The 22,122-nt window shown below is 49.5% G+C and carries 22 protein-coding genes and 1 other RNA gene; 9 read left to right on the top strand and 14 right to left on the bottom strand.

Features of this window, described 5'->3' with window-relative positions; all coding sequences use genetic code 11:
- From EO763_RS06135 to EO763_RS06120, 4 genes are all read left to right on the top strand, one after another.
- Entirely contained in the window at positions 1 to 249 is a 249-nt protein-coding gene (locus tag EO763_RS06135) for a type B 50S ribosomal protein L31 (RefSeq protein WP_039506474.1), read from the top strand.
- A 17-nt stretch (positions 250 to 266) separates the two neighbouring features.
- Entirely contained in the window at positions 267 to 410 is a 144-nt protein-coding gene (gene ykgO, locus EO763_RS06130) for a type B 50S ribosomal protein L36 (RefSeq protein WP_005976091.1), read from the top strand.
- 721 nt (positions 411 to 1,131) lie between these two features.
- The gene (gene tomB / locus EO763_RS06125) at positions 1,132 to 1,500 is read left to right on the top strand and encodes an Hha toxicity modulator TomB (protein WP_005976089.1); all 369 of its coding nucleotides are present in this window, start codon (positions 1,132 to 1,134) and stop codon (positions 1,498 to 1,500) included.
- Between the two features lie 53 nt (positions 1,501 to 1,553).
- On the top strand, positions 1,554 to 1,757 hold the full coding sequence (locus EO763_RS06120) for an HHA domain-containing protein (RefSeq protein ID WP_005976087.1): 204 nt from the start codon (positions 1,554 to 1,556) through the stop codon (positions 1,755 to 1,757).
- 464 nt (positions 1,758 to 2,221) lie between these two features.
- Here the strand turns inward: EO763_RS06120 and ffs are convergent.
- An RNA gene (gene ffs / locus EO763_RS06115) (signal recognition particle sRNA small type) lies at positions 2,222 to 2,318 on the bottom strand.
- 185 nt (positions 2,319 to 2,503) lie between these two features.
- Here ffs and EO763_RS06110 point away from each other — a divergent pair.
- On the top strand, positions 2,504 to 2,824 hold the full coding sequence (locus EO763_RS06110; RefSeq protein ID WP_015839360.1) for an MGMT family protein: 321 nt from the start codon (positions 2,504 to 2,506) through the stop codon (positions 2,822 to 2,824).
- A 19-nt stretch (positions 2,825 to 2,843) separates the two neighbouring features.
- On the opposite strand, the gene EO763_RS06105 is transcribed toward EO763_RS06110, so the two are convergent.
- Positions 2,844 to 3,425, bottom strand: coding sequence for a YbaY family lipoprotein (locus EO763_RS06105; RefSeq protein ID WP_039490514.1), 582 nt, complete (start codon positions 3,423 to 3,425; stop codon positions 2,844 to 2,846).
- A gap of 212 nt (positions 3,426 to 3,637) precedes the next feature.
- Here EO763_RS06105 and tesB point away from each other — a divergent pair, with 212 nt between their 5' ends.
- Positions 3,638 to 4,501, top strand: a complete 864-nt coding sequence (gene tesB, locus EO763_RS06100) for an acyl-CoA thioesterase II (RefSeq protein ID WP_010303014.1) — start codon at positions 3,638 to 3,640, stop codon at positions 4,499 to 4,501.
- A 132-nt stretch (positions 4,502 to 4,633) separates the two neighbouring features.
- On the opposite strand, the gene amtB is transcribed toward tesB, so the two are convergent.
- The 5 genes from amtB to EO763_RS06075 form a co-directional block, all read right to left on the bottom strand.
- Positions 4,634 to 5,920: an ammonium transporter AmtB gene (amtB, locus tag EO763_RS06095; RefSeq protein ID WP_039490511.1), complete on the bottom strand. Its 1,287-nt coding sequence runs from the start codon at positions 5,918 to 5,920 to the stop codon at positions 4,634 to 4,636.
- Positions 5,921 to 5,959: 39 nt separating this feature from the next.
- The gene (glnK, locus tag EO763_RS06090; protein WP_002208627.1) at positions 5,960 to 6,298 is read right to left on the bottom strand and encodes a P-II family nitrogen regulator; all 339 of its coding nucleotides are present in this window, start codon (positions 6,296 to 6,298) and stop codon (positions 5,960 to 5,962) included.
- 358 nt (positions 6,299 to 6,656) lie between these two features.
- A complete protein-coding gene (locus EO763_RS06085) occupies positions 6,657 to 8,435 on the bottom strand; it encodes a SmdB family multidrug efflux ABC transporter permease/ATP-binding protein (protein WP_161528407.1) in 1,779 nt (592 codons plus the stop codon).
- Entirely contained in the window at positions 8,428 to 10,197 is a 1,770-nt protein-coding gene (locus EO763_RS06080) for a SmdA family multidrug ABC transporter permease/ATP-binding protein (RefSeq protein ID WP_161528406.1), read from the bottom strand. The genes EO763_RS06085 and EO763_RS06080 overlap by 8 nt, the downstream gene beginning before the upstream one ends.
- Positions 10,198 to 10,275: 78 nt before the next feature.
- Positions 10,276 to 10,737 carry an Lrp/AsnC family transcriptional regulator gene (locus EO763_RS06075; protein WP_010282169.1) on the bottom strand — a complete coding sequence of 154 codons (462 nt, stop codon included), beginning with the start codon at positions 10,735 to 10,737 and terminating at the stop codon, positions 10,276 to 10,278.
- 267 nt (positions 10,738 to 11,004) lie between these two features.
- Here EO763_RS06075 and EO763_RS06070 point away from each other — a divergent pair, with 267 nt between their 5' ends.
- The 3 genes from EO763_RS06070 to queC all read left to right on the top strand — a co-directional run bounded on the left by EO763_RS06070 (position 11,005) and on the right by queC (position 13,476).
- Positions 11,005 to 11,448 (top strand): hypothetical protein, encoded by a 444-nt coding sequence (locus EO763_RS06070; protein ID WP_039490505.1) that lies wholly within the window; start codon positions 11,005 to 11,007, stop codon positions 11,446 to 11,448.
- 156 nt (positions 11,449 to 11,604) lie between these two features.
- Positions 11,605 to 12,681, top strand: coding sequence for a PLP-dependent cysteine synthase family protein (locus tag EO763_RS06065; protein WP_161528405.1), 1,077 nt, complete (start codon positions 11,605 to 11,607; stop codon positions 12,679 to 12,681).
- A gap of 99 nt (positions 12,682 to 12,780) precedes the next feature.
- Entirely contained in the window at positions 12,781 to 13,476 is a 696-nt protein-coding gene (queC, locus tag EO763_RS06060; RefSeq protein WP_109224981.1) for a 7-cyano-7-deazaguanine synthase QueC, read from the top strand.
- A 96-nt stretch (positions 13,477 to 13,572) separates the two neighbouring features.
- On the opposite strand, the gene EO763_RS06055 is transcribed toward queC, so the two are convergent.
- The 7 genes from EO763_RS06055 to clpP form a co-directional block, all read right to left on the bottom strand.
- Positions 13,573 to 13,971, bottom strand: coding sequence for an acyl-CoA thioesterase (locus tag EO763_RS06055; RefSeq protein WP_039490499.1), 399 nt, complete (start codon positions 13,969 to 13,971; stop codon positions 13,573 to 13,575).
- Between the two features lie 105 nt (positions 13,972 to 14,076).
- Positions 14,077 to 14,442, bottom strand: a complete 366-nt coding sequence (locus tag EO763_RS06050; RefSeq protein ID WP_125232436.1) for a helix-hairpin-helix domain-containing protein — start codon at positions 14,440 to 14,442, stop codon at positions 14,077 to 14,079.
- Between the two features lie 138 nt (positions 14,443 to 14,580).
- Positions 14,581 to 16,461, bottom strand: coding sequence for a peptidylprolyl isomerase (gene ppiD / locus EO763_RS06045; RefSeq protein WP_161528404.1), 1,881 nt, complete (start codon positions 16,459 to 16,461; stop codon positions 14,581 to 14,583).
- Between the two features lie 394 nt (positions 16,462 to 16,855).
- On the bottom strand, positions 16,856 to 17,128 hold the full coding sequence (hupB, locus tag EO763_RS06040; protein ID WP_005976031.1) for a nucleoid-associated protein HU-beta: 273 nt from the start codon (positions 17,126 to 17,128) through the stop codon (positions 16,856 to 16,858).
- Positions 17,129 to 17,449: 321 nt separating this feature from the next.
- Positions 17,450 to 19,831 (bottom strand): endopeptidase La, encoded by a 2,382-nt coding sequence (gene lon, locus EO763_RS06035; RefSeq protein ID WP_039472374.1) that lies wholly within the window; start codon positions 19,829 to 19,831, stop codon positions 17,450 to 17,452.
- A 192-nt stretch (positions 19,832 to 20,023) separates the two neighbouring features.
- On the bottom strand, positions 20,024 to 21,298 hold the full coding sequence (gene clpX, locus EO763_RS06030; RefSeq protein ID WP_161528403.1) for an ATP-dependent protease ATP-binding subunit ClpX: 1,275 nt from the start codon (positions 21,296 to 21,298) through the stop codon (positions 20,024 to 20,026).
- A gap of 163 nt (positions 21,299 to 21,461) precedes the next feature.
- Positions 21,462 to 22,085 carry an ATP-dependent Clp endopeptidase proteolytic subunit ClpP gene (gene clpP / locus EO763_RS06025; RefSeq protein WP_010282141.1) on the bottom strand — a complete coding sequence of 208 codons (624 nt, stop codon included), beginning with the start codon at positions 22,083 to 22,085 and terminating at the stop codon, positions 21,462 to 21,464.
- Between the last annotated feature and the right edge of the window lie 37 nt (positions 22,086 to 22,122).

Genomic DNA, 22,122 nt, shown 5'->3' with positions numbered 1-22,122 from the left:
ATGAAAGCAGGTATTCATCCTGACTATCGCACGGTGGTATTCCATGACACCAGCGCGGATGTCTATTACAAAACAGGGTCAACGATTAAAACCGATCGTACCATTGAACTAGAGGGTACCAGCTACCCTTACGTCACCGTTGACGTTTCTTCGGCATCGCATCCCTATTATACCGGGAAGCAAAAAGAATATTCCAAAGAAGGCAGCACTGCGCGCTTCCAGCAGCGCTTTGGCAACTTCTTCAAGTAATCAGAGAGGGCTATAAAATGCAGGTGCTTAGTTCACTACGTTCAGCAAAGAATCGTCATAAGGATTGTATTGTGGTCCGCCGTCGCGGGCGAGTTTACGTTATATGCAAATCCAACCCGCGCTTTAAGGCCGTGCAAGGCGGAAAAAAGAAAAAAGGTTAATCTTTCTCGACCACATCCCGATACAGCCTGTGTTATGGCGCTAACCAGACTGTACGGGATGATTTGCATGAAAAAACTTCTGAAACAATAGGATAACGAGCATCAATCAGCCTTATCAACAGAACAATCCCTTCGCATTCCTTCTGTCATTTCTCATATTTTCAGATAGAAATAATTAAATAAGCCGCAGCCGAGTTTATTCTATGTTCGTTGTTACAACAAAAAAACCGAGATTTAATCAAAATATACCCGTCATACTTCAAGTTTCATATGCGTTGGCTGCATTCAGTCACCCGAATCACTTACCTGAGTAAGCTCATCGGGATTCCTTCGTTTGCCGCCTTCCTGAAACTCGAATTATTTAGGGTATAGATAGCAATGAAAACCTTATCTATTATCCGCGAATTTTACGCACGCTTTTGCTATAGTCATATATAGAATGACGTAATCGTAGCCAACTTGGTAGAACTATACTTAAGGTTAAGTCATGATATGTTGGTATTTACGCCAGCCCTATTTCGCGACATAGTAGATAGTAGGAGGTGAAAAATCTTTGTTATCTCATTCATTGCTGAAAAAATCACAATGGTTCAACGCATTGCTTGTGACAGCATGAATACGAAACAACGTTAACGTTTTATCTTGTAAGCTTCATCAGTCTACCTGTTTACCAGGTGTTAACCGCAGTAACACTGAATAACGGCTTAACGGAGGGATTGATATGGATGAGTACACACCAAAACATTATGATATTGCCCAACTCAGATTCTTATGTGAGAATCTGTGTGACGAAAGCATAGCAACGTTAGGTGATAGCAGTCACGGCTGGGTCAATGATCCAACATCTGCGATCAATCTCCAATTAAATGAACTTATTGAGCATATCGCTACGTTTATTCTCACATTTAAAATAAAATACCCTAACGAAAGTGAGCTTTCAGAGCAGGTTGAAAAGTATTTGGATGATACTTACGTCTTGTTTAGCAACTATGGAATTAATGATGCTGAACTGCGGCGTTGGCAGAAGTCCAAAGCAAAATTATTCGGAATGTTCTCAGGGGAGAACGTCTGTACGCCTGCTAAAACTTAAGCAATAATTTATTTATATTTTTTAACCACCAGGTACTGTTTGCATAGGCCATTATGAAAAAAATCGACTATTTGATGCGTTTGCGTAAATGCACAACCATTGACACTCTCGAACGCGTTATTGAAAAAAACAAGTATGAACTCTCTAATGATGAACTGGAGATGTTCTTTTCCGCAGCCGATCATCGTCTGGCTGAACTGACAATGAACAAACTCTACGACAAAGTTCCTACCGCAGTATGGCGATACGTCCGTTAATTCCTAACGAAACGCATACAAAAACTGACATTAAATACACTGCGCCGATAATATTATCGGCCTTTGTTTTTATTATCTTTTTAACGTATTAATTGCGTAAGACTTGTAACAAATTGTATTTTTTATATTAAGTAAAAATGAATTCACCCTCACCTCTCACGCTTATTTCCTCAAAATTCATCGTTTATAACAATCGCATTGATAGCATCCACGAATGGTATATCCCGTGATGAAAATAGAGGATGTAATAATTACCGCAATTATTACTCGCCAAGTAAAGATGCACAGTCATCCTCTCGAAGCAGCAGCGATCGAAAAATGACACCTATCGAGCAAAGAATGGCGGTTCAGCGTTTATGAATGTCAGATCAGAAAACGGGTTTGGCAGAAAATGTTGTTTACGTGCAGAAGATGAAGACCAGCCTGACGATGAAGGCCGCTAACGACGGCAGAAATGGTGGAGGCCCTGCCAGCTACATCCCGGCACACACGTCTCCTGCTGCGGCTGCTTCCTTCCGGACCTGACCGAATCCACAGGTTAGTGTTGCGGGAGAACCGACAGGGCCTCCATTGACGACTTTATAACGGCTTGCACATGATAATCGCAACATGTCACAAAGCGGTGGGCATTATCGGCGATGGGATAGGCAATTGCAAGCTAACACAGACTAACCGTTGTTTTCTTACCCACCCCACTGTGCCACTATGATGTTCAATCGGTTTAGGAACAGCAGGAATATCCGCTGATGTCAGAAGAAAACGATAATTTCCGCCAGCGCGTTTTTCAAATCGTCGCAGCGATTCCTTATGGAAAAATAGCAACCTATGGCGACATCGCACAGCTTGCCGATTCACCCAGGGCATCCCGACAAGTTGGCGGGGTATTAAAACGTCTGCCGAAAGACAGCAAACTCCCCTGGCATCGGGTAATCAATCGTAAAGGGGAAATATCGCTGGTCGGTGGAGACTATGTACGCCAGAAGTCAGCGCTACAGGCGGAGGGCATCATTTTCAATCGTCAGGGAAAAATTGATCTTGCGAAATATCGCTGGCAATACGCGCCATAGCGGCGCGTATCCAGATGAGTTACCAGACTGGTTGCGGAGCCACAGATGACGAAGCAGGTTGCCCCTGAAGCATATGAGGAGTCTGATTCGTCGGATTAGACATCATTGATCCCTGATTTTTCGCTGGTAAGGGGACAGAGGCGACAGGAACCAGCACCAAATCGGCGTTATTCACCCCGTTGCTAATAACCGGCAAGACGTTTTCCGTCACCATTACGATACGATTATCGATTGCAATCGCAGCACTGAGTAAGATACGCGCGTTGGGCTGGATATCAGCCGGGTTATACGGTAGCTCGAATTGGAAAGGTGCCTGCTTCCCTTCTGTACGCGTCACACGCTGGGTAATCACTTTTGAAGGCGCATCCGCCAGCGATGCATCAGACACGGTAACGGTCAAAACGGCGTTGTGAGGTAGCGCAATGCGCTGACGAATATTCACCGTACCGGTTACCGCTGGCATCGCGACAGCCGGGCGCTGTGAGGAAACACTGGTGACAGGTGCGCCAGTTTGAGGAGAAACGCCATAATCACTCCTCTGTGCACATGCAGCCAGAGTCATCGATAACGTGATACCGCCTAAGATATGCCATAATTTCATTCGGTCAGTCTCCTTTATTATTGTCAGACTACCGGTATCGAAAACCGGCACTCATAAATAGTATGATTCAACCAACACAATAATGATGGTGCAATATTCTGATATTTTCCTGAAATCCACACATTTATTGCAGTAAAAAGTCACAATCAGACATTTTACACATTACAAAACAAACAGATAACTAGCCATTCGCATACATTGGGGCCGATACCATGAGTCAATCACTACAACATCTTCTCGACCTCCTGCATTTAGAGAAGCTCGAAGAAGGGCTATTTCGCGGACAAAGCGATGATTTGGGGCTGCGCCAGGTCTTTGGCGGGCAAGTCGTCGGCCAAGCCATGTCGGCTGCCAAACAGACTGTCCCCGTTGAGCGCAACATTCACTCTTTCCACAGCTACTTTTTGCTACCCGGCGATAGCCAGAAACCCATTATTTATGACGTTGAAAACCTGCGCGACGGCAACAGCTTCAGCGCCAGACGCGTTAGGGCTATCCAGAATGGTCGCCCTATTTTTTATATGACGGCCTCATTTCAAAGTCATGAAGAAGGGTTTGAGCACCAGAATGTGATGCCAAACGTCGCACAGCCAGAGGAACTGAAATCCGAGCAGGAAATCGCACAAGACATGCAGCACCTTCTGCCGCCCCGCTTTCGCGATAAATTTATTCAGGCCAGCCCGATTGAGATGCGCCCAGTTAAATTCCATAACCCACTAAAAGGCGAAGTAGACGAGCCGGTGCGACACGTCTGGTGCCGTGCCAGCAGCCCGCTGCCGGACGATAAGCGCATTCACCAATATTTGCTCGGCTATACGTCTGACTGCAATTTCCTACTCACAGCTTTGCAGCCTCACGGCGTTGGCTTTTTGGAGCCGGGCATGCAGGTCGCTACCATCGATCACTCGATGTGGTTCCACCGTGATTTCCGGCTGGATGACTGGCTGTTATATACCGTAGAAAGCACGTCTGCATCCGGTGCTCGTGGTTTCGTTCGTGGGCAATTCTATACTCGGGAAGGTGTGCTGGTTGCATCCAGCGTGCAGGAAGGCGTCATACGTCGCCGCCAGCCGTAAACCTTGCGGCAGCGTCGTAACGTAAAAGACCACCTCATCTGGGGGGTTAAGACTGATAATAAAACAGGCGTGGAGTCTCCTCCACGCCTGTCTACTTGTATTAAGCCATCTCACTGACTAATTTAAGCGTTCTTATTGGTTGTAAGCGCTCTCGCCATGGCTGTTGACGTCCAGACCTTCGCGCTCTTGATCTTCAGGTACACGCAGGCCGACAACCATATCCGCGATCTTGAAGGCGACAAATGCCACCACGCCAGACCACACCAGACAAACAATCACGCTGAACAGCTGCACCCAAATCTGGTGTGCCATCGTCACACCTTCTGCATAGCCAGTACCACCCAGTGATGCCGAAGTAAATACGCCAGTCAGGATGCAGCCAACGATACCGCACACGCCGTGAACACCGAAGACATCACACGGGTCATCCACACGCAGCCATCTTTTCAGTACCGTTACGCCCCACAGGCCTGCAATGCCACCAGCTAGACCGATGATCAGTGCGCCACCCACGCCAACCGTACCCGCTGCTGGCGTGATTGCCACCAGACCGGCGATACAACCAGAGCATGCGCCCAGCAGAGAAGGCTTACCGCGGACCATCCACTCACCGCCAACCCATGCCAGAATCGCAGCAGCAGTCGCGACAACGGTGTTCAGGAAAGCCAGAGCGGCAATACCGTTCGCAGCACCTGCTGAACCGGCATTGAAACCAAACCAGCCGATGTACAGAATCGCCGTACCGATAAATACCATCGGCAGGTTATGCGGTTTGAAGGCTTCTTTGCCAAAACCAGCACGTTTGCCCAGCAGGTAAGCCCCCACCAACCCAGCAACTGCGGCGTTGATGTGAACCACCGTACCACCAGCGAAGTCCAGCGCGCCATCCGCAGCCAGATAGCCACCGCCCCATACCATGTGCGTCATCGGCAGGTAGGAGAACGTCAGCCACAGCGCAACGAAGATCAGCACCGCAGAGAAACGAATACGCTCAGCAATCGCACCGACAATCAGCGCGACGGTGATGCAGGCAAAGGAAGCCTGATAAGCCACGTGTACGAACTGATAGAAGGTGCCACTGATAGATTCAATCCCGATGCCTTTCAGCATAAAGGTGCTGAAACCACCGAAGAAGGCGTTACCTTCGCTGAAGGCCAGGCTATATCCGTAAACGACCCACAAGATACAAACCATCGCGAACGTTACGCTCACCTGCGTCATCATGGACAGAACGTTCTTAGAACGAATCAGGCCGCCGTAAAACAGTGCGATGCCCGGTATAGTCATAAAGAGTACCAATGCGGTACAAATCATAATAAAAGCGTTGTCCGCTTTATCAATCGTCGGTGTCGCAGCCATTGCCCAGGACGGGAGTAATGCCGCCACACCGAGACCTAATGAAGAGAGTAGTTTTTTCATTTTCATCCATCCCTATTTACGTATCTACGCTAGGTGTTGTTAAAGTGCGGCTTCGTCAGTTTCACCCGTACGAATACGGATAACTCTTTGCAACTCGGCGACAAAAATTTTGCCGTCACCAATTTTTCCGGTGTACGCGGCTTTGCTGATGACATCGATCACTTCATCCAGTTGATCGTCTGCAATTGCGATATCAATTTTTACTTTGGGTAAAAAGTTAACGCTGTACTCCGCGCCGCGATATAGCTCCGCGTGCCCTTTCTGACGACCAAATCCTTTCACCTCAGTGACGGTGAGTCCCTGGATGCCGACAGAAGATAACGCTTCACGTACATCTTCCAGCTTGAATGGTTTTATCACCACAGTAACCAGTTTCATTTATCTTCCCCCTAGCCATTACATTCAGGCTTTCGCCCGTCACTTGTTCGATTACATGCTCTATGAAGTAGGTCTACGTCATGACTAAAGCAAAGGGTGTGCCATAAATGATTTATCTGGCATAAATCAGGAAAGAGAACGCGATTAACGATAAGAAAGGGCAAAAAAAAACAGTATGGGAAAGAAATCCAGGAAGATTCGGGCAAGAATTGCACCAGCGTAGTGCATGAAGAGTGTTTTTAGTGCAACTCGGGGGAAACCAGAATCACGATGCTTATTGATGGTGCGAAGCCATGAATAGACTGTCAGTCTGCACCACACAAGGCGGTGCAGACCGGGATACTATCTCAGGTAAGTCTCAGTGCGCAGGGCAAGGCTCAGTGCTAATGGCTGCAAGATCCTCTCCGGCAAGTTGCAACTGATACATTTGATAATAGCGCCCCTGCTGTTGCAGCAGTTGATCATGTGTACCCCGTTCAACGGTTTGCCCATGATGGAGCACCATAATCGTGTCGGCCTCAACGATAGTGGAAAGCCGATGGGCGATGATAATCAAGGTCGTCTGTTCCCTGATAATGCGTAGCGCCTTTTGCACCGCCTGCTCTGTACCTGAATCAATATTCGCCGTCGCTTCATCGAGAATCAGGATCTTAGGCGTTTGCACCAGTACCCGTGCGATCGCCAACAGCTGCTTTTGTCCGGTAGACAGGTTATTCCCCTGCTCACCAATACGCGTATGCAATCCTTCAGGGAAAGCCCGAACCAGCTCGGCAAGCTGTACCACTTCCAACACGCGCCAGACGGCCTCTTCGCTGATATCGCGCCCCAGCGTCACATTCACAAACATGGATTCCGCCAGCACAACCGGATCCTGTTGCACCATTGCCACATTTTGGCGCAACACCGCATGAGAGAGCGTCGACAGCGAGCGGCCATCAAGCCGAATCTCGCCCTCATCCGGCGCGTAATACCCCATAAGCAAACTGGCTAGCGTACTTTTCCCACTGCCGGTATGCCCAACCAGCGCGACGAACCCACGCTCCGGGATCGTCAGAGAAATATTCTGTAGCACGCGTTTTTCTGTACCATATGAGAAAGAAACCTCATCAATATCGACGCGCCCAGTCGCCAGAGGACGCTCGTCATCGCCGTAGCACTGCTTTTTGCCATCCATCAGTTCAAAGATACGTTCACCGGCGACGACCGCCTGCTGCAACATGGATTGCTGGGTTGTCAGTTCAATCAATGGTTCATTCAGACGGCCCAAATAGTTGATAAACGCGTACAAGACCCCAACGCCCACCGACCCAATTGAGCTGAAACCGAATTGGATTAACAAGCCACACAGCACCATCGCGGCAAACAGGCTCAGCAGCGGCCGCAACAGGAAACCTTCCAGACGCAAGGCCTTCATCCGCGCTTCATAATGCTCATGGCTGGCGGCACCCAATTTTTTGCCAAAGCGAGCCTGCTGGCGAAACTGCTGAATGACGCCCATACCATTAATCACTTCGTTGAAACCATCATTAATGTCGGCCAGATAGCTCCGCACCTTGCGCACAATCGGCGTACTAAAACGATGGTACAGCACCATGACCGTCGCGACCGCAGGGAAAATCATCAGTGCAACCAGCGCCATCTCCCAGTTCAGGCTGAACATCGCCACCAGCATCGCCCCAACCAGCGCCGCACTACGTAATACCGTTGACACCACCATGACGTACAGGTCTTTTACCACCTCAGTGTCATTGGTGACGCGTGAAATCAGTTGCCCAACAGGTTGCGTATCAAATGTACTCAGTGGCTGGCGCAACGCCGCGTCCATCACATCAATACGCAGTTGCTGAACGACACCGACCGCGACCCGATTAAACAGCAGCGTCTGAAAATAGTGCAGCGAGGCCGCCAGAATTTGCAGCAGGATATAGGCCATTGCCAAGCCAGCCGCAATCGCCAGCGGAAACTGGCCTTTTGCTACCAAGTCGTCAATAAAATAGCTCACCAACACGGGGCCTGAGACTTCAGCGATTGCGGCAATCCACAGCATCAGGATGCCCTGTAGGAGCGGTTTTCGCCAGGGTGAACCATAGGCCAGGAGACGTTTCAGGGTTGGCCAAAACTGTTGAGGGCTATTCATTTTTCGTTCCTTCCAACTGCGGCACATCATCCAGCGCCGCCTCCAGCTGTTGATAACGGTACATATCCCGATACCAGCCAGGTTGTGCCGCCAGCGTCCGGTGTGTGCCACGCTGCACCGTTTGTCCTTGCTGCAACACCACGATTTCATTCGCTTCGGTTAGCGCTGACAGGCGATGTGCGCTGATGATCAGCGTCCGTTTTTCGCCCCACGTTTTAAGATTCTGTAAAATCTGGTGCTCCGTTCGCCCATCAACCGCAGACAGCGCATCATCCAGCACCAGAATTTCAGCATCCAGCAATAAAGCACGGGCAATCGCGATCCGCTGTTTTTGACCGCCTGATAACATCACGCCGCGCTCTCCGACTTCAGTCTGGTAACCCTGAGGCAAACGCAGAATGTCGTCATGAACGCTGGCAAGCCGTGCCGCCTGTTCAATCTCTTGTTGGGTAGCATCAGGCCGACCCAGTGCGATGTTTCGTGCCACCGTATCGGAAAACAAAAAGGGCATTTGCCCCACAACGGCAAAACGGCTTCGCAGTTCATCCAATCGAATGGCGTTCAATGGGCGATCGTGATAACGAATCTCTCCCGATTGGGTATCGAAATGACGCAATATCAACGCCAGCAGCGTACTTTTCCCCGATCCTGTCGGCCCACATAACCCCAGCATATTACCCGGTGCCAGCGTAAACTGAATATGTTGTAAAGCATCACGAGTATTATCCGGGTAGCGAAACGCGGAGATGTTCACGTCCAGCACGCCCCGCTCGGCAGGCAAGGATTCCTCACCGTCTTTCACCACGAGATCTTCCGCAAGCAGTTGTCGAATTCGGCTATATGCCGCGCTACCACGCTCAACAATATTAAACATCCAGGCCAGCGCCAGCATTGGCCAGATCATCAACCCCAGATACATGACGAAGCTGGTCAACAAACCTAACGTCAGCGAACCGTTAATCACCATCCAACTGCCGCCGCCAATCGCCAGCAAATTCGAAAGCCCGACGGCAATATAAATAGTGGGATCGAAGCGGGCATCAACGCGAGCGACGTGCATATTTTTGGCGCCGGCATCCGCCGCAACCTGCGCAAAACGCGCGGACTGATAGTTTTCCAGCCCAAAGGCTTTAATCATCCGAATGCTGGTCAAACCTTCCTGCGCCTGATCGTTAAGCGAGGAAAACGCCGCCTGTGCGGATTTAAAGCGGTTATGCAGTTGGGTGCCGTAGCGTTTGATGAAAATCGCCATGACCGGCATCGGAAGCAGCGCCAGCAGGGTCAGTTCCCAACTAATTTGCGTACACATGACAACCAGCACGGCGCAGCCCATCACCATTGAATCGACCAGCGTCAACACGCCTTCTCCGGCGGCAAAGACCACGCGATCGACATCGTTAGTCGCTCGCGCCATCAGATCGCCAGTACGGTGACGTTGGTAAAACGCCGGATGCTGGCGACTCAGTTGACGGTAAAAATCCTCTCGTAGCTCAACCGCCAACTGGTATGACGCACCAAACAGGAACACGCGCCACACATAGCGCAGCAGATAGACCATGACGGCAGTCAGCAGCATCACGCCAATCCACTTCATCATTTCGGCCATCGACATGCCGTGCTGCGTCACACCATCGACAATCACGCCGACCAGTTTAGGGGGTAACAATTGCAGAATGGCAATTGCAATCAATAGCGCAATAGCCCCCAGATAGCGCCGCCATTCGCGGCGAAAATACCAACTCAGTTGAGCAAACAGTCTCACGCGGTTTTCATTCCAATAGCCAGACGGGTCATGACAGACTCAGAAAGGTGATTATACAAAAGACGGATATACGATGAATCACAGGGATAAGGGCAATGCCGTGGTATGTTTGATTCGTTCCATAGCAAAACTAGATGTTACATCGACCAGCCCAGGAATACCATTCACCAACCGCTTATAGAAGTCATCATAGCTTTTCATATCAGCAACCTGAACTTGCATCAGGTAGTCGTACTCACCAGCCATGCGATAGAAAGCCAGCACCTCCGGCATGTCAGACACTACGCGGGTGAAGGTCTGATACCAGTCACGGTTGTGCTGCTGCGTCTTCAATAAGACAAACGCCGTCAGCCCTAACCCAAGACGTTCATTATCCAACAGCGCTACCCGAGCCCGGATGATCCCTTCCTCTTCCAGACGCTTCAGTCGTTTCCAGCATGGTGTAGATGTCAGATTAACCGCCTCGGCCAGCGTCTGTAGCGAAAGCGTGCAATCCTGTTGCAACATATTCAGCAGTGTGCGATCAATTTTATCCAGCATAGCGCTACCTCATGGAAAACTTTTCCCTACTTTCCCCCATTAAGAGAAAAAAGCAATATTCTTCCCGCCCCAAATTGCCTTCAATATTCGCTGACAACATCAGCAAACCACATCACCATTCGATAATGAAAAAACATAACAAATTGTATAGTATCGAATTTAATTGCCTTTCACGAAAGGTGATACGACAAACTGGCAGACTGATTTCTACAATTCATTATGTATCAGCCAGTGATATATTTTATGCCAACCAGGAGTGGCGAAACGATGACAAAAGATAAAAATAATAAATTCAGTATGATAGGTATGATTTTGGGCGCAATCGGATTAGTCGTTGCCGTATCCTATTTTTGGACTGGACCACTGACACCTGAAGTACCGATTGAAGAACGAATAGCAGAGAAGATTGTTTCCATCCGTGATACCACGTTGGATAGATTAATGGGAAAAGTTGCCCCCACACCACCACAGCAATCTTCATTCAATGAAGAGCGGTTAGTGATTGCAGCAACATCCGTATTAGGTTGCCTTGCGATAATTTTCGCTGTTTTCGGCTTCGCTCGCCGTGAATCCACCAGACCAAGCATGAGCGCAGCCATGCTCGGTATCGCCGTGATCGCATTCCCTTTTATCATTAGTGCCATCAATATGGCGTTCGCTTTAATGGCCCTCGTTGCGCTGGCAGCCGCCATCGCCATGTTTTTTGGGTAAGCATCCCTCAGCCCGGCAAATGGAAAATATTCCCCAAAAACCAGAAATAAAGAGTAAATAATTTCTTTAAATTGGTCATGAAGAGATAAAAAGATAACCTTTTTATCCTGAAAACTCGTTACTCTATTCGCATCACTGCCTAACCGAGTTTTTATCATGACCAATGCCTGGGTTAAAAATGCCATCAGCGCTATCGAAGCAGATTTTCAGCGCTCAGCTGATACGCATCTTATCCGACTGACCCTGCCGGACTACCCCGGTATCTATTTTTATCTCAAAGATGAAAGCACCCACCCCAGCGGTAGCCTGAAACATCGCCTGGCTCGTTCCTTATTTCTCTACGGGCTGTGCAACGGTTGGATTAAAGAAGGCACGCCAATTATCGAAGCGTCATCCGGCAGCACTGCCGTGTCAGAAGCCTATTTTGCACGTTTACTTGGCCTGCCATTTATCGCCGTCATGCCTTCCTGTACCGCAAAAAGAAAAATCGAGCAAATCGCTTTCTATGGCGGGCGCTGCCATTTTGTTGAACAGGCAGGACAAATCTATGCCGCATCCGAACAGCTCGCACAAGAGATGAACGGCCATTATATGGATCAGTTCACCTACGCGGAGCGCGCCACCGACTGGCGCGGCAACAACAATATTGCCGACAGCATTTACCGCCAAATGGCACGTGAACCGCATACCGTACCGGATTACATCGTGATGAGCGCAGGAACTGGCGGTACGTCAGCCACGCTCGGACGCTACATTCGCTATCAGGGGCTGGATACGCAACTAGTCGTCGTCGATCCAGAACACTCCGTCTTCTACGATTGTTACCAACAGCGGGATCGCTCCATCACTGGCCCATGCGGTAGCCGAATAGAAGGTATTGGTCGTCCTCGTGCTGAGCCTTCTTTTATTCCTGACGTCATTGATAGCATGATCAAAGTACCGGATGCCGCCAGCATCGCAACGCTGTACTGGCTGGAAAGCGTGTTAGGCCGTAAAGCAGGAGCCTCTACCGGTACCAACGTCTGGGGTATGCTGCAACTGGCCAAGGAGATGGTGAACCGGGGTCAAAAAGGCGCGATTGTGACCCTGCTATGCGACAGCGGCGAACGCTATCTGGACACCTACTACAACAGCAGTTGGGTAGAAAAAAATATCGGCGACATAAGCCCCTACCTTGATGCCCTGAACACCCCAAAAATATCACCTCTCATACCGGAACTCAGCCCGGTGTAAGGCTGGTGTATTCAGCGCACAGCCGCAGCGCTGAATACGGGCTATTTTTCAGGTAACATAGCGGCTTTACATCACACCCCGCATTAAGGTGAATGAAGAATGAAGCGTGCTGTTGTCGTTTTTAGCGGTGGACAAGATTCCACAACCTGCCTGATTCAGGCTCTGCAAGATTATGATGACGTCCACTGCATCACCTTCGATTATGGGCAACGTCACCGTGCTGAAATTGATGTCGCTCGGGAACTCAGCCAGAAACTGGGGGCAACGGCGCATAAGGTTCTGGACGTCGGTTTACTGAATGAACTCGCCACCAGCAGCCTGACGCGTGACAGTATTCCAGTCCCCGATTACGACGCCAATGCACAGGGCATCCCCAACACCTTTGTTCCAGGAAGAAATATTCTCTTCCTGACGCTCGCCTCTATCTACGCCTATCAGGTTGGTGCGGAAGCCGTCATTACCGGCGTGTGTGAGACCGATTTTTCCGGTTACCCAGATTGTCGCGATGAATTCGTCAAGGCACTGAATCAGGCTATTGTTTTAGGTATTGCCCGCGATATCCGTTTTGAAACCCCGCTGATGTGGCTTAATAAGGCCGAAACCTGGGCGCTGGCGGATCATTACCAGCAACTCGATACCGTTCGTTACCACACGCTAACCTGCTATAACGGCATCAAGGGTGATGGGTGTGGTCAGTGTGCCGCCTGCCATTTACGAGCAAACGGGCTTGCGCAGTATCAAAATGATTCCGTGGCTGTCATGGCATCGCTGAAGCAGAAAGCAGGATTACGCTGATATTTCACGCCACCATTCAGAAACCGACACGCAGAAACATCACACAATCTAAAAACAGCAGGCCACGCCTTACAGGTAGTGGCCTGTTGCTTCATATTAACGGCGAATCTCGTTTAAGTGTTCCAGTAGTTCTCCCTCCAATGGCAGTGCTTTTTGCGTTGATAAATCGATGCAGACAAACGTCAGCGTGGCATCCGCCACATCGCTTTCATCAGACACTCGGGTTATTTTCTGACTGATCACGCCACTTTTCGTATTCATCTGTAGCAGTTCGCTATCAATACGCAGCACGTCACCGAGAACGGCAGGCTTGCGATAGTTGATATTGATGTTCACCACAACGAAAGCAATCTTGTTGCTATGCATCCAGCCAAAAGCAGGCAATGTTTCCAGCCATTGCCAACGCGCCTCTTCCAAAAACTCCAGATAGCGCGCGTTATTAACGTGCTGATAAACATCAATGTGATAACCACGAACGGTAATGAAAGTCTGCATGGCGGTAATACTCCTGTGACAACACCAACAACTGGTATGACCTGATAATTAGCCTAGCAGAGGTTCGCAGCCCAGAGGAAGTGCTCGACTGGGCTGCGACTGATATCACAGTTTTAAACGAGAGAGATTTCGCTCAACCAACGCCGCCCCAATTCCTGGGACCTCTGTTAATTGATCGATCTGGGTAAAAGGACCATTTTGCTCACGATAGTTAACGATCGCTTCCGCTTTTTTAAGGCCGACACCGTTCATTATTTCCGCCAAATCAGCAGCGTTTGCTGCATTAATGCTTACCTTATCCTCGTCACCATCAGGAAGCGTTGCTTTTTCCGCTTTCTGATCTGCTGGCCCAGACTTTACCGCTGTTGCCGTACTGTCGGCAGCTTTAGGTGCCGCCTGACCCAGTAATGGCAACCCAGACAAACTCATTCCGATGATTAAGCACAGTGCTTTTATTCCTGATTTTTTCATGCTGTTTCCTCCTTGTGTGTGACAGCACGGCTACCTTGCCGCAGACCCATCAACACCGCAAACAGCAGAATTTAAATGTGGAAAAGGCCGCGAAAGCGGCCTTTTGTTGTTGCAACGATTTGCAAATTTTTGCGGAGCTTATTGCTGTTCTTGCGCCGCATTGCCCATCTTGATTTTCGCTTCACTACGCAAGCTGGACAGCAGAGAATCAAACAGCGCGCCCAGAGAACCTTGCTGAACCTGGCTGGCAAACTGTGTTTTCTGCTCATCGTTTAGCTGATGTGGCGTCACACTATCCAGCGCGACCAGCACAACATTACCGGTTTGATCCTGAGTAATCGCATAAGATGGCTTATCTTTCTCTGGATGTGGCATAGCAAAGATTGCTTCGGCCGTTGCATCACCCTGAGAGATAGAAGACATCGTTTTTGCTTCACCAAAACTCAGACCTGCCGTTTTAAGCGCATCGTCTTTACCTTGCTTCAGCTCAGCCAGAATTTTTTCAGCATCTACACGAGTCTGCTGTTCAGCCTTCTGACGTTTCAACACCTCAACGATCTCAGTACGCACCTGATCCAGAGGGCGAGTACTTTCAGGCTTGTGCTCAGTGATACGCAGAACGAAAGCACGATCGCCGTCGACGTTAATCACATCGGAGTTGTTGCCCGCAGCACCGTTTTCGCCCAACAGCGCACCGCTAAAGATAGCCTGCGTTACTGGCTGGAAGTTCAGCGCGGCAGGAACCTGCTCACGAGTAAACCAGTCAGTCTGCGTTACTTTCACACCGGCGGCTTCTTCTGCTGAAGCCAGAGACTCGTTGTCGTTGCTGGCTGCTTCGCTAACTTTTTGTTGCAGCGCATAGAACCCATCCTGCGCTTTTTCATGCTTCACTTTATCAGCGATTTCAGCACGCACTTCGCTCAACGGTTTGATCTGCTGCGGCTGAACATCATCCAGGCGCACAATCAAATAACCAACAGAGGATTTAATCGCTTCGGAAATCTGACCTTTCTCTGTCAGTTTTGCCTGTTTAAGCTCATCAATCATGCTGTTTTCGTCCATCCAACCCAGATCGCCACCGTTGCGACGCGAGATGATGTCCGTTGATTTTTCTTTCGCCAGCGCAGAAAAATCACCACCTTGCTTCAGCGAATCCAGAACAGACGTTGCATCGGCCTCATTCTTCACCTGAATAACGCTGAATTTTTTGCGCTCAGGTTGGGAATAGTCGCTCTTGTTCTGTTCGTAGAAATCGTTGATGGCAGCATCGTCTACTTTCACGCCGTCCATGATGCTTGCCGCATCCAGCGTGATATAGCTGACTTTGAATTCTTCTGGTGCGATGAAATTCCCTTTGTTTTGATCGTAATAACTCTGGACTTCATCGTCAGCAACCGTCTGAGCTTTCGCCTTGGCAGCAATATCAATGGTTGCGACACGGACAACGCGATCTTGTGCAGCCAGTTTCACCAGATTATCGATCTCCTGCGGCAGCAGAAACGCTGTATTGCCAAAACCGCGAATCAGCTGCTGTGAAGTCAGTTGCTTACGCAGCATCAAAGCATACATATCCGGCGTTACGCCAAGGCGACGAACCTGATCCAGATACTTTTCATTATCAAAACGGTTGTTTGTCTGAAACGAAGGAACGTCAAAGATCGCCTGTTTGATTTGCTCATCACTGATGTTCAGTCCCAGCTTGTTGGCATACTGATCCAGCAAGGTTTCATCAATGAGTTGGGAGAGTGCCTGCTTACGCAATTGTTGCATGTAGCCGTCATTACTCGCCAGAAGAGAGAAATTCTCACCCAAGGCTTCCTGCTGACGACTGCGTTCGTTCTGTACCGCCTGCTCAAGCTGTGCGCGGGTAATTTCTTGCCCGTTCACCTTTGCAGCGTAATCTCCTGAACCACCAATAAGATAATCACCAACGCCAGTTAGAACGAATGATGCGATGATCAAAGCAAGAATAATTTTGAGCACGACGTTATTCGCGGCCGTACGTAAATTGTCCATCATAATGTGACAACACTCCGCTGTAGAATGGATAAAACTCCCTGCGCTGGCCGGAGCCATGCATCCTTGCGATTGCTATAGCCCAATACAAGGCTAGGGCGCACTTAAGCTTATTGCCCGCCACGTTCTGCCATGTGTCGGGCATGTATATACCCGTCATACTTCAAGTTGCATGTGCGTTGGCTACGTCAGTCACCCGAATCACTTACTTAAGTAAGCTCATCGGGACTCCCTCTCTTGCCGCCTTCACGCAACTCGAATTATTTAGGGTAAAATCCTATATAAATAAAAGGCACATCATAAAATGATGCGCCTCGTATCTTACCCTACCAATATCATTGCGTCAGGTATTGTTTGGCACCCAAAGTGGTTATCCGCCAAACCTGTGACGTAATAATCAGTTAACGGCGTCTTTCAGCGTTTTACCAGCACGGAATCCTGGTACTTTCGCCGCAGGGATACTGATTTCTTTACCCGTTTGCGGGTTACGGCCGGTACGAGCAGCACGTTCACGCACTGAAAAAGTACCAAAACCAACCAAAGCAACATCATCCCCTTCTTTCAGGGATTCGGTAACGGAACCAATAATTGCATCTAACACACGCCCTGCTGCCGCTTTGGAAATATCAGCATCTGCGGCAATTTTGTCGATCAATTGTGACTTGTTCACTCTGTCATCCCCTCTGGAATTCTCTTATCGCGCTTCAATGTCCCAAGACGCGAGACGTAACTTATACCCGTCATACTTCAAGCTGCATGTGCGTTGGCTTTCCTCGCTCACCCCAGTCACTTACTGATGTAAGCTCCAGGGACTCTCTGCGTCGCCGTCTTCCTGCAACTCGAATTATTTAGTGTATATTATCAATACTGTCATGCTTAGCCAGTTACAGCTAAAACTAACAGTGCTCTAACTTAGCGGTACAAAAAAAAGCTGGCAAGCACGATTTCACTCACCAGCCCTGATTTTCTCAAGGGTTTTTGCGACAGGTCACTATTTTGCCTTGGCTTTGGTCTTGGCTTTAGGCGTCGAGACCACTTGCATGCCAGAAGGCGAATTCTGCAACGCGAACGCTAACACTTCCTCAATACGTTTCACCGGATGGATTTCCAGATCGGCAATCACGTTCTGCGGGATATCCTCTAGATCGCGCTTGTTGTCATCTGGAATCAATACCGTCTTGATACCACCACGGTGTGCGGCCAGCAGCTTCTCTTTCAGACCACCAATCGGCAGCACCAGACCACGCAGGGTAATTTCCCCTGTCATCGCCACATCGGCACGCACCGGGTTCCCAGTCAAACAAGAAACCAGCGCGGTACACATAGCGATACCCGCACTCGGACCGTCTTTTGGCGTCGCACCTTCTGGAACGTGAACGTGGATATCACGTTTCTCGTAAAAATCAGCATTGATGCCTAATTTTTCCGCTCTGGCACGAACGACGGTAAGCGCAGCCTGAATCGACTCCTGCATGACCTCACCCAACGAACCGGTATAAGTCAGCTTACCTTTGCCCGGCACGCAGGCCGTTTCAATCGTCAGCAGATCGCCACCAACTTCCGTCCAGGCCAGTCCGGTCACCTGCCCTACGCGATTTTCATCGTCCGCACGGCCATAGTCAAAGCGCTGTACCCCAAGGAAATCCTTAAGGTTATCGCCCGAAATCTGGATATGCTTAGTAGATTTATCCATCAACAGCGTTTTTACTGCTTTACGGCACAGCTTGGAGATTTCACGCTCGAGGCTACGCACGCCAGCTTCACGTGTGTAATAACGGATAATGCCAACAATCGCACTGTCTTCTACCGACAGTTCGCCATTTTTCAGCGCATTACGTTCGATCTGTTTCGGCAGCAGATGCTGTTTGGCGATATTCAATTTTTCGTCTTCGGTATAGCCGGAAAGACGAATGACTTCCATACGGTCAAGCAGCGGTGCTGGGATGTTCATGGAGTTAGACGTCGCAACAAACATCACATCGGACAGATCGTAGTCGACTTCCAGATAGTGATCGTTAAACGCCACGTTTTGCTCAGGATCGAGCACTTCCAGCAAGGCAGAAGCCGGATCGCCACGCATGTCAGAAGACATCTTGTCGATCTCATCCAGCAGGAATAGCGGGTTTTTCACACCAACTTTCGCCATTTTTTGGATCAGTTTGCCCGGCATGGAACCGATATAGGTACGACGATGCCCGCGGATCTCCGCTTCGTCACGCACGCCACCCAGCGCCATGCGCACATACTGACGTCCGGTCGCTTTGGCGATGGATTGACCGAGCGAGGTTTTACCCACGCCAGGCGGCCCCACCAGACACAGAATCGGCCCTCTGATTTTGCTGACACGGCTCTGTACTGCGAGATATTCGAGGATACGTTCTTTCACGCGATCCAGACCATAATGGTCGGTATCCAGCATTTCCTGCGCTTTCAGCAAGTCTTTCTTCACTTTGCTGCGCGCATTCCACGGCACCTGCACCATCCAGTCGATATAGCTGCGCACTACCGTCGCTTCTGCCGACATCGGTGACATCATTTTCAGCTTTTGCAACTCGGCTTCGGCTTTCTCACGCGCGTCTTTCGGCATTTTCGCCGCTTCAATCTTGCGCTTTAATGCTTCGTGTTCATCCGGAGCATCATCCATCTCACCCAGCTCTTTCTGAATGGCTTTCATTTGCTCATTCAGATAGTACTCACGCTGGCTTTTCTCCATTTGCTTCTTAACGCGGCCACGAATCCGTTTTTCTACCTGCAATAGGTCGATTTCGGATTCCATCATCGCCATCAGGTACTCCAAACGTTCAGTGATATCGAACATTTCAAGTACAGACTGCTTATCAGCCAATTTCAGGGGCATGTGCGCAGCAATGGTATCGGCTAAACGCGCAGCGTCATCAATGCTGTTCAGAGACGTCAGCACTTCTGGTGGAATCTTCTTGTTTAGCTTGATGTATCCCTCAAACTGATTGATCGCCGTGCGCATGAGTACTTCCTGCTCACGTTCATCAATCGCTGGGGAATCAAGATATTCTGCGTGTGCAGCGAAATGCTCACCGCTGTCAGAAAGCGTCGTAATACGCGCACGCTGTAACCCCTCGACCAGCACTTTTACCGTGCCGTCCGGCAGTTTCAGCATTTGAAGAATTGAGGCTACCGTCCCTACCGAGAAAAGATCGTTAATACTTGGCTCATCCGTTGAGGCTTCTTTCTGTGCCACCAGCATGATCTTCTTATCATGATCCATTGCGGCTTCAAGGCACCGAATCGATTTCTCACGACCAACAAACAACGGAATGACCATGTGCGGATAAACCACCACATCGCGCAATGGCAATACGGGGATTTCTATGCGTTCGGAACGCTCAGGGTTCATAGAGCTCTCTCTTAGTTTCGTTTCCGCCAGGTTATGGGAATCTCGTGAAACGCGGTTTTCACGGGTTTCATCAAATAGGTATTTGAGTATATGGGGATAAATGTCTCACATTCAACGACCAGCATGCGTGTAAAAAAACAAATGGGGGATAAATCCCCCATTTTTATTTTTTGATACAGCCAAATTGATTAATTATTCGCCGGAAGCCTGCTGTGTCTCGGGTTTGCCATAGATCAGCAATGGTTCGGACTGGCCCGCAATAACGGATTCATCAATGACGACTTTATCCACGCTTTCCAGCGATGGCAGGTCATACATGGTATCCAGCAGAGCAGCTTCAACGATAGAACGCAGACCACGTGCACCGGTTTTACGCACCATCGCTTTCTTGGCAATCGCCGTCAACGCTTCATCGCGGAATTCCAGCTCGACGCCTTCCAAATTGAACAACGCCTGATACTGTTTGGTCAGCGCATTCTTCGGCTCACGCAGAATCTGAATCAGCGCGTCTTCGCTCAGTTCTCTCAGCGTCGCAACGACTGGCAGACGACCGATAAACTCAGGAATCAAACCGAATTTAATCAAGTCCCCCGGTTCCACATTGCTTAACAGCTCGCCTTCTGTTGCTTTGTCAGCCGATCCTTTAACCGTTGCATTAAAGCCGATACCGCGACCTGTATCAGTACGCTGCTCGATCACCTTGTCCAGACCCGCGAACGCACCGCCGCAGATAAAGAGGATCTTGGAAGTATCAACCTGCAAGAACTCCTGCTGCGGATGCTTACGGCCACCCTGCGGTGGAACCGCTGCGATAGTGCCTTCGATCAGCTTCAGCAGAGCCTGCTGAACGCCTTCACCAGATACATCGCGGGTGATCGATGGGTTGTCTGATTTACGAGAAATCTTGTCGATTTCATCGATGTAGACAATGCCACGCTGCGCTTTCTGCACATCGTAATCGCACTTCTGCAACAGCTTCTGAATGATGTTTTCAACGTCTTCACCAACGTAACCCGCTTCAGTCAGCGTGGTCGCATCCGCCATGGTGAACGGAACATCCAAGAAACGCGCCAGCGTTTCAGCCAGCAGCGTTTTACCACTACCTGTCGGACCGATCAGCAGAATGTTACTTTTACCCAGTTCGATCCCGTTACTGCTGTCACCATTACGCAAGCGTTTATAGTGGTTATACACCGCAACGGCCAACACCTTCTTGGCCTGTTCTTGACCAATGACGTAATCGTCAAGGTGGCGGCGAATTTCGTGTGGCGTCGGCAACGCACTGCGCTCACGGTGTGGCGCCACTTCTTTAATCTCTTCGCGAATAATGTCGTTACACAAGTCAACACATTCATCGCAGATATACACCGACGGCCCGGCAATCAGCTTACGCACTTCATGCTGGCTTTTGCCGCAAAAAGAGCAGTACAGTAACTTTCCTGAACCGTCTTTGCGCTTATCTGTCATGAGTTAAACCTCTTTTTCGTCTTTTGCCCGCAGGCCAACCACAGCGATACCGCTACAACGAACGCCGATACTTATAGCCAATACGCGTAAAATAACCTCGCACAACAGACTATCGGTCGAACACTGATCTTTAGCTACACCAGACCGCTAATATGGCGAATTATTACCCACGGTTAGTGAATACGGAGTCTACCAAACCGTAGTCTACTGCCTCACTGGCAGAGAGGAAACGATCGCGCTCGGTGTCTCTCTCTATCGCTTCGAGAGGCTGACCCGTATGTTTCGCCATCAGCTCGTTCATTTTGGCTTTCACTTTCAGTATTTCTTTGGCATGGATTTCAATATCCGTTGCCTGCCCTTGGAAACCACCCAATGGCTGGTGAATCATGACGCGCGAGTTAGGTAGGCAAATACGTTTGCCTTTGGCTCCCGCCGTCAACAGGAACGCGCCCATGGAACAGGCCTGTCCCATACAGATCGTGCTGACATCCGGCTTGATAAACTGCATGGTGTCGTAAATGGACATACCGGCAGTAATGACGCCACCTGGAGAGTTAATGTACAGATAAATATCTTTTTCTGGGTTTTCAGCTTCCAGAAACAGCATCTGTGCCACAACCAGATTCGCCATGTGATCTTCCACCTGACCAGTCAGGAAGATTATCCGTTCTTTTAGCAGACGGGAATAGATATCGTAAGAACGTTCCCCACGCGAGGTCTGTTCAACCACCATCGGCACTAATGCCATATGAGGTGCTTGTCTTTCTTGTTCGCCACTGTATGACATTCACGTCTCCTAGATAAAATGCGTCCGGCACTCTTAG

The sequence above is a fragment of the Pectobacterium odoriferum genome (genome assembly GCF_009931295.1).
Classification (GTDB): domain Bacteria; phylum Pseudomonadota; class Gammaproteobacteria; order Enterobacterales; family Enterobacteriaceae; genus Pectobacterium; species Pectobacterium odoriferum.
This window is presented reverse-complemented; position numbering and strand designations above follow the sequence as displayed.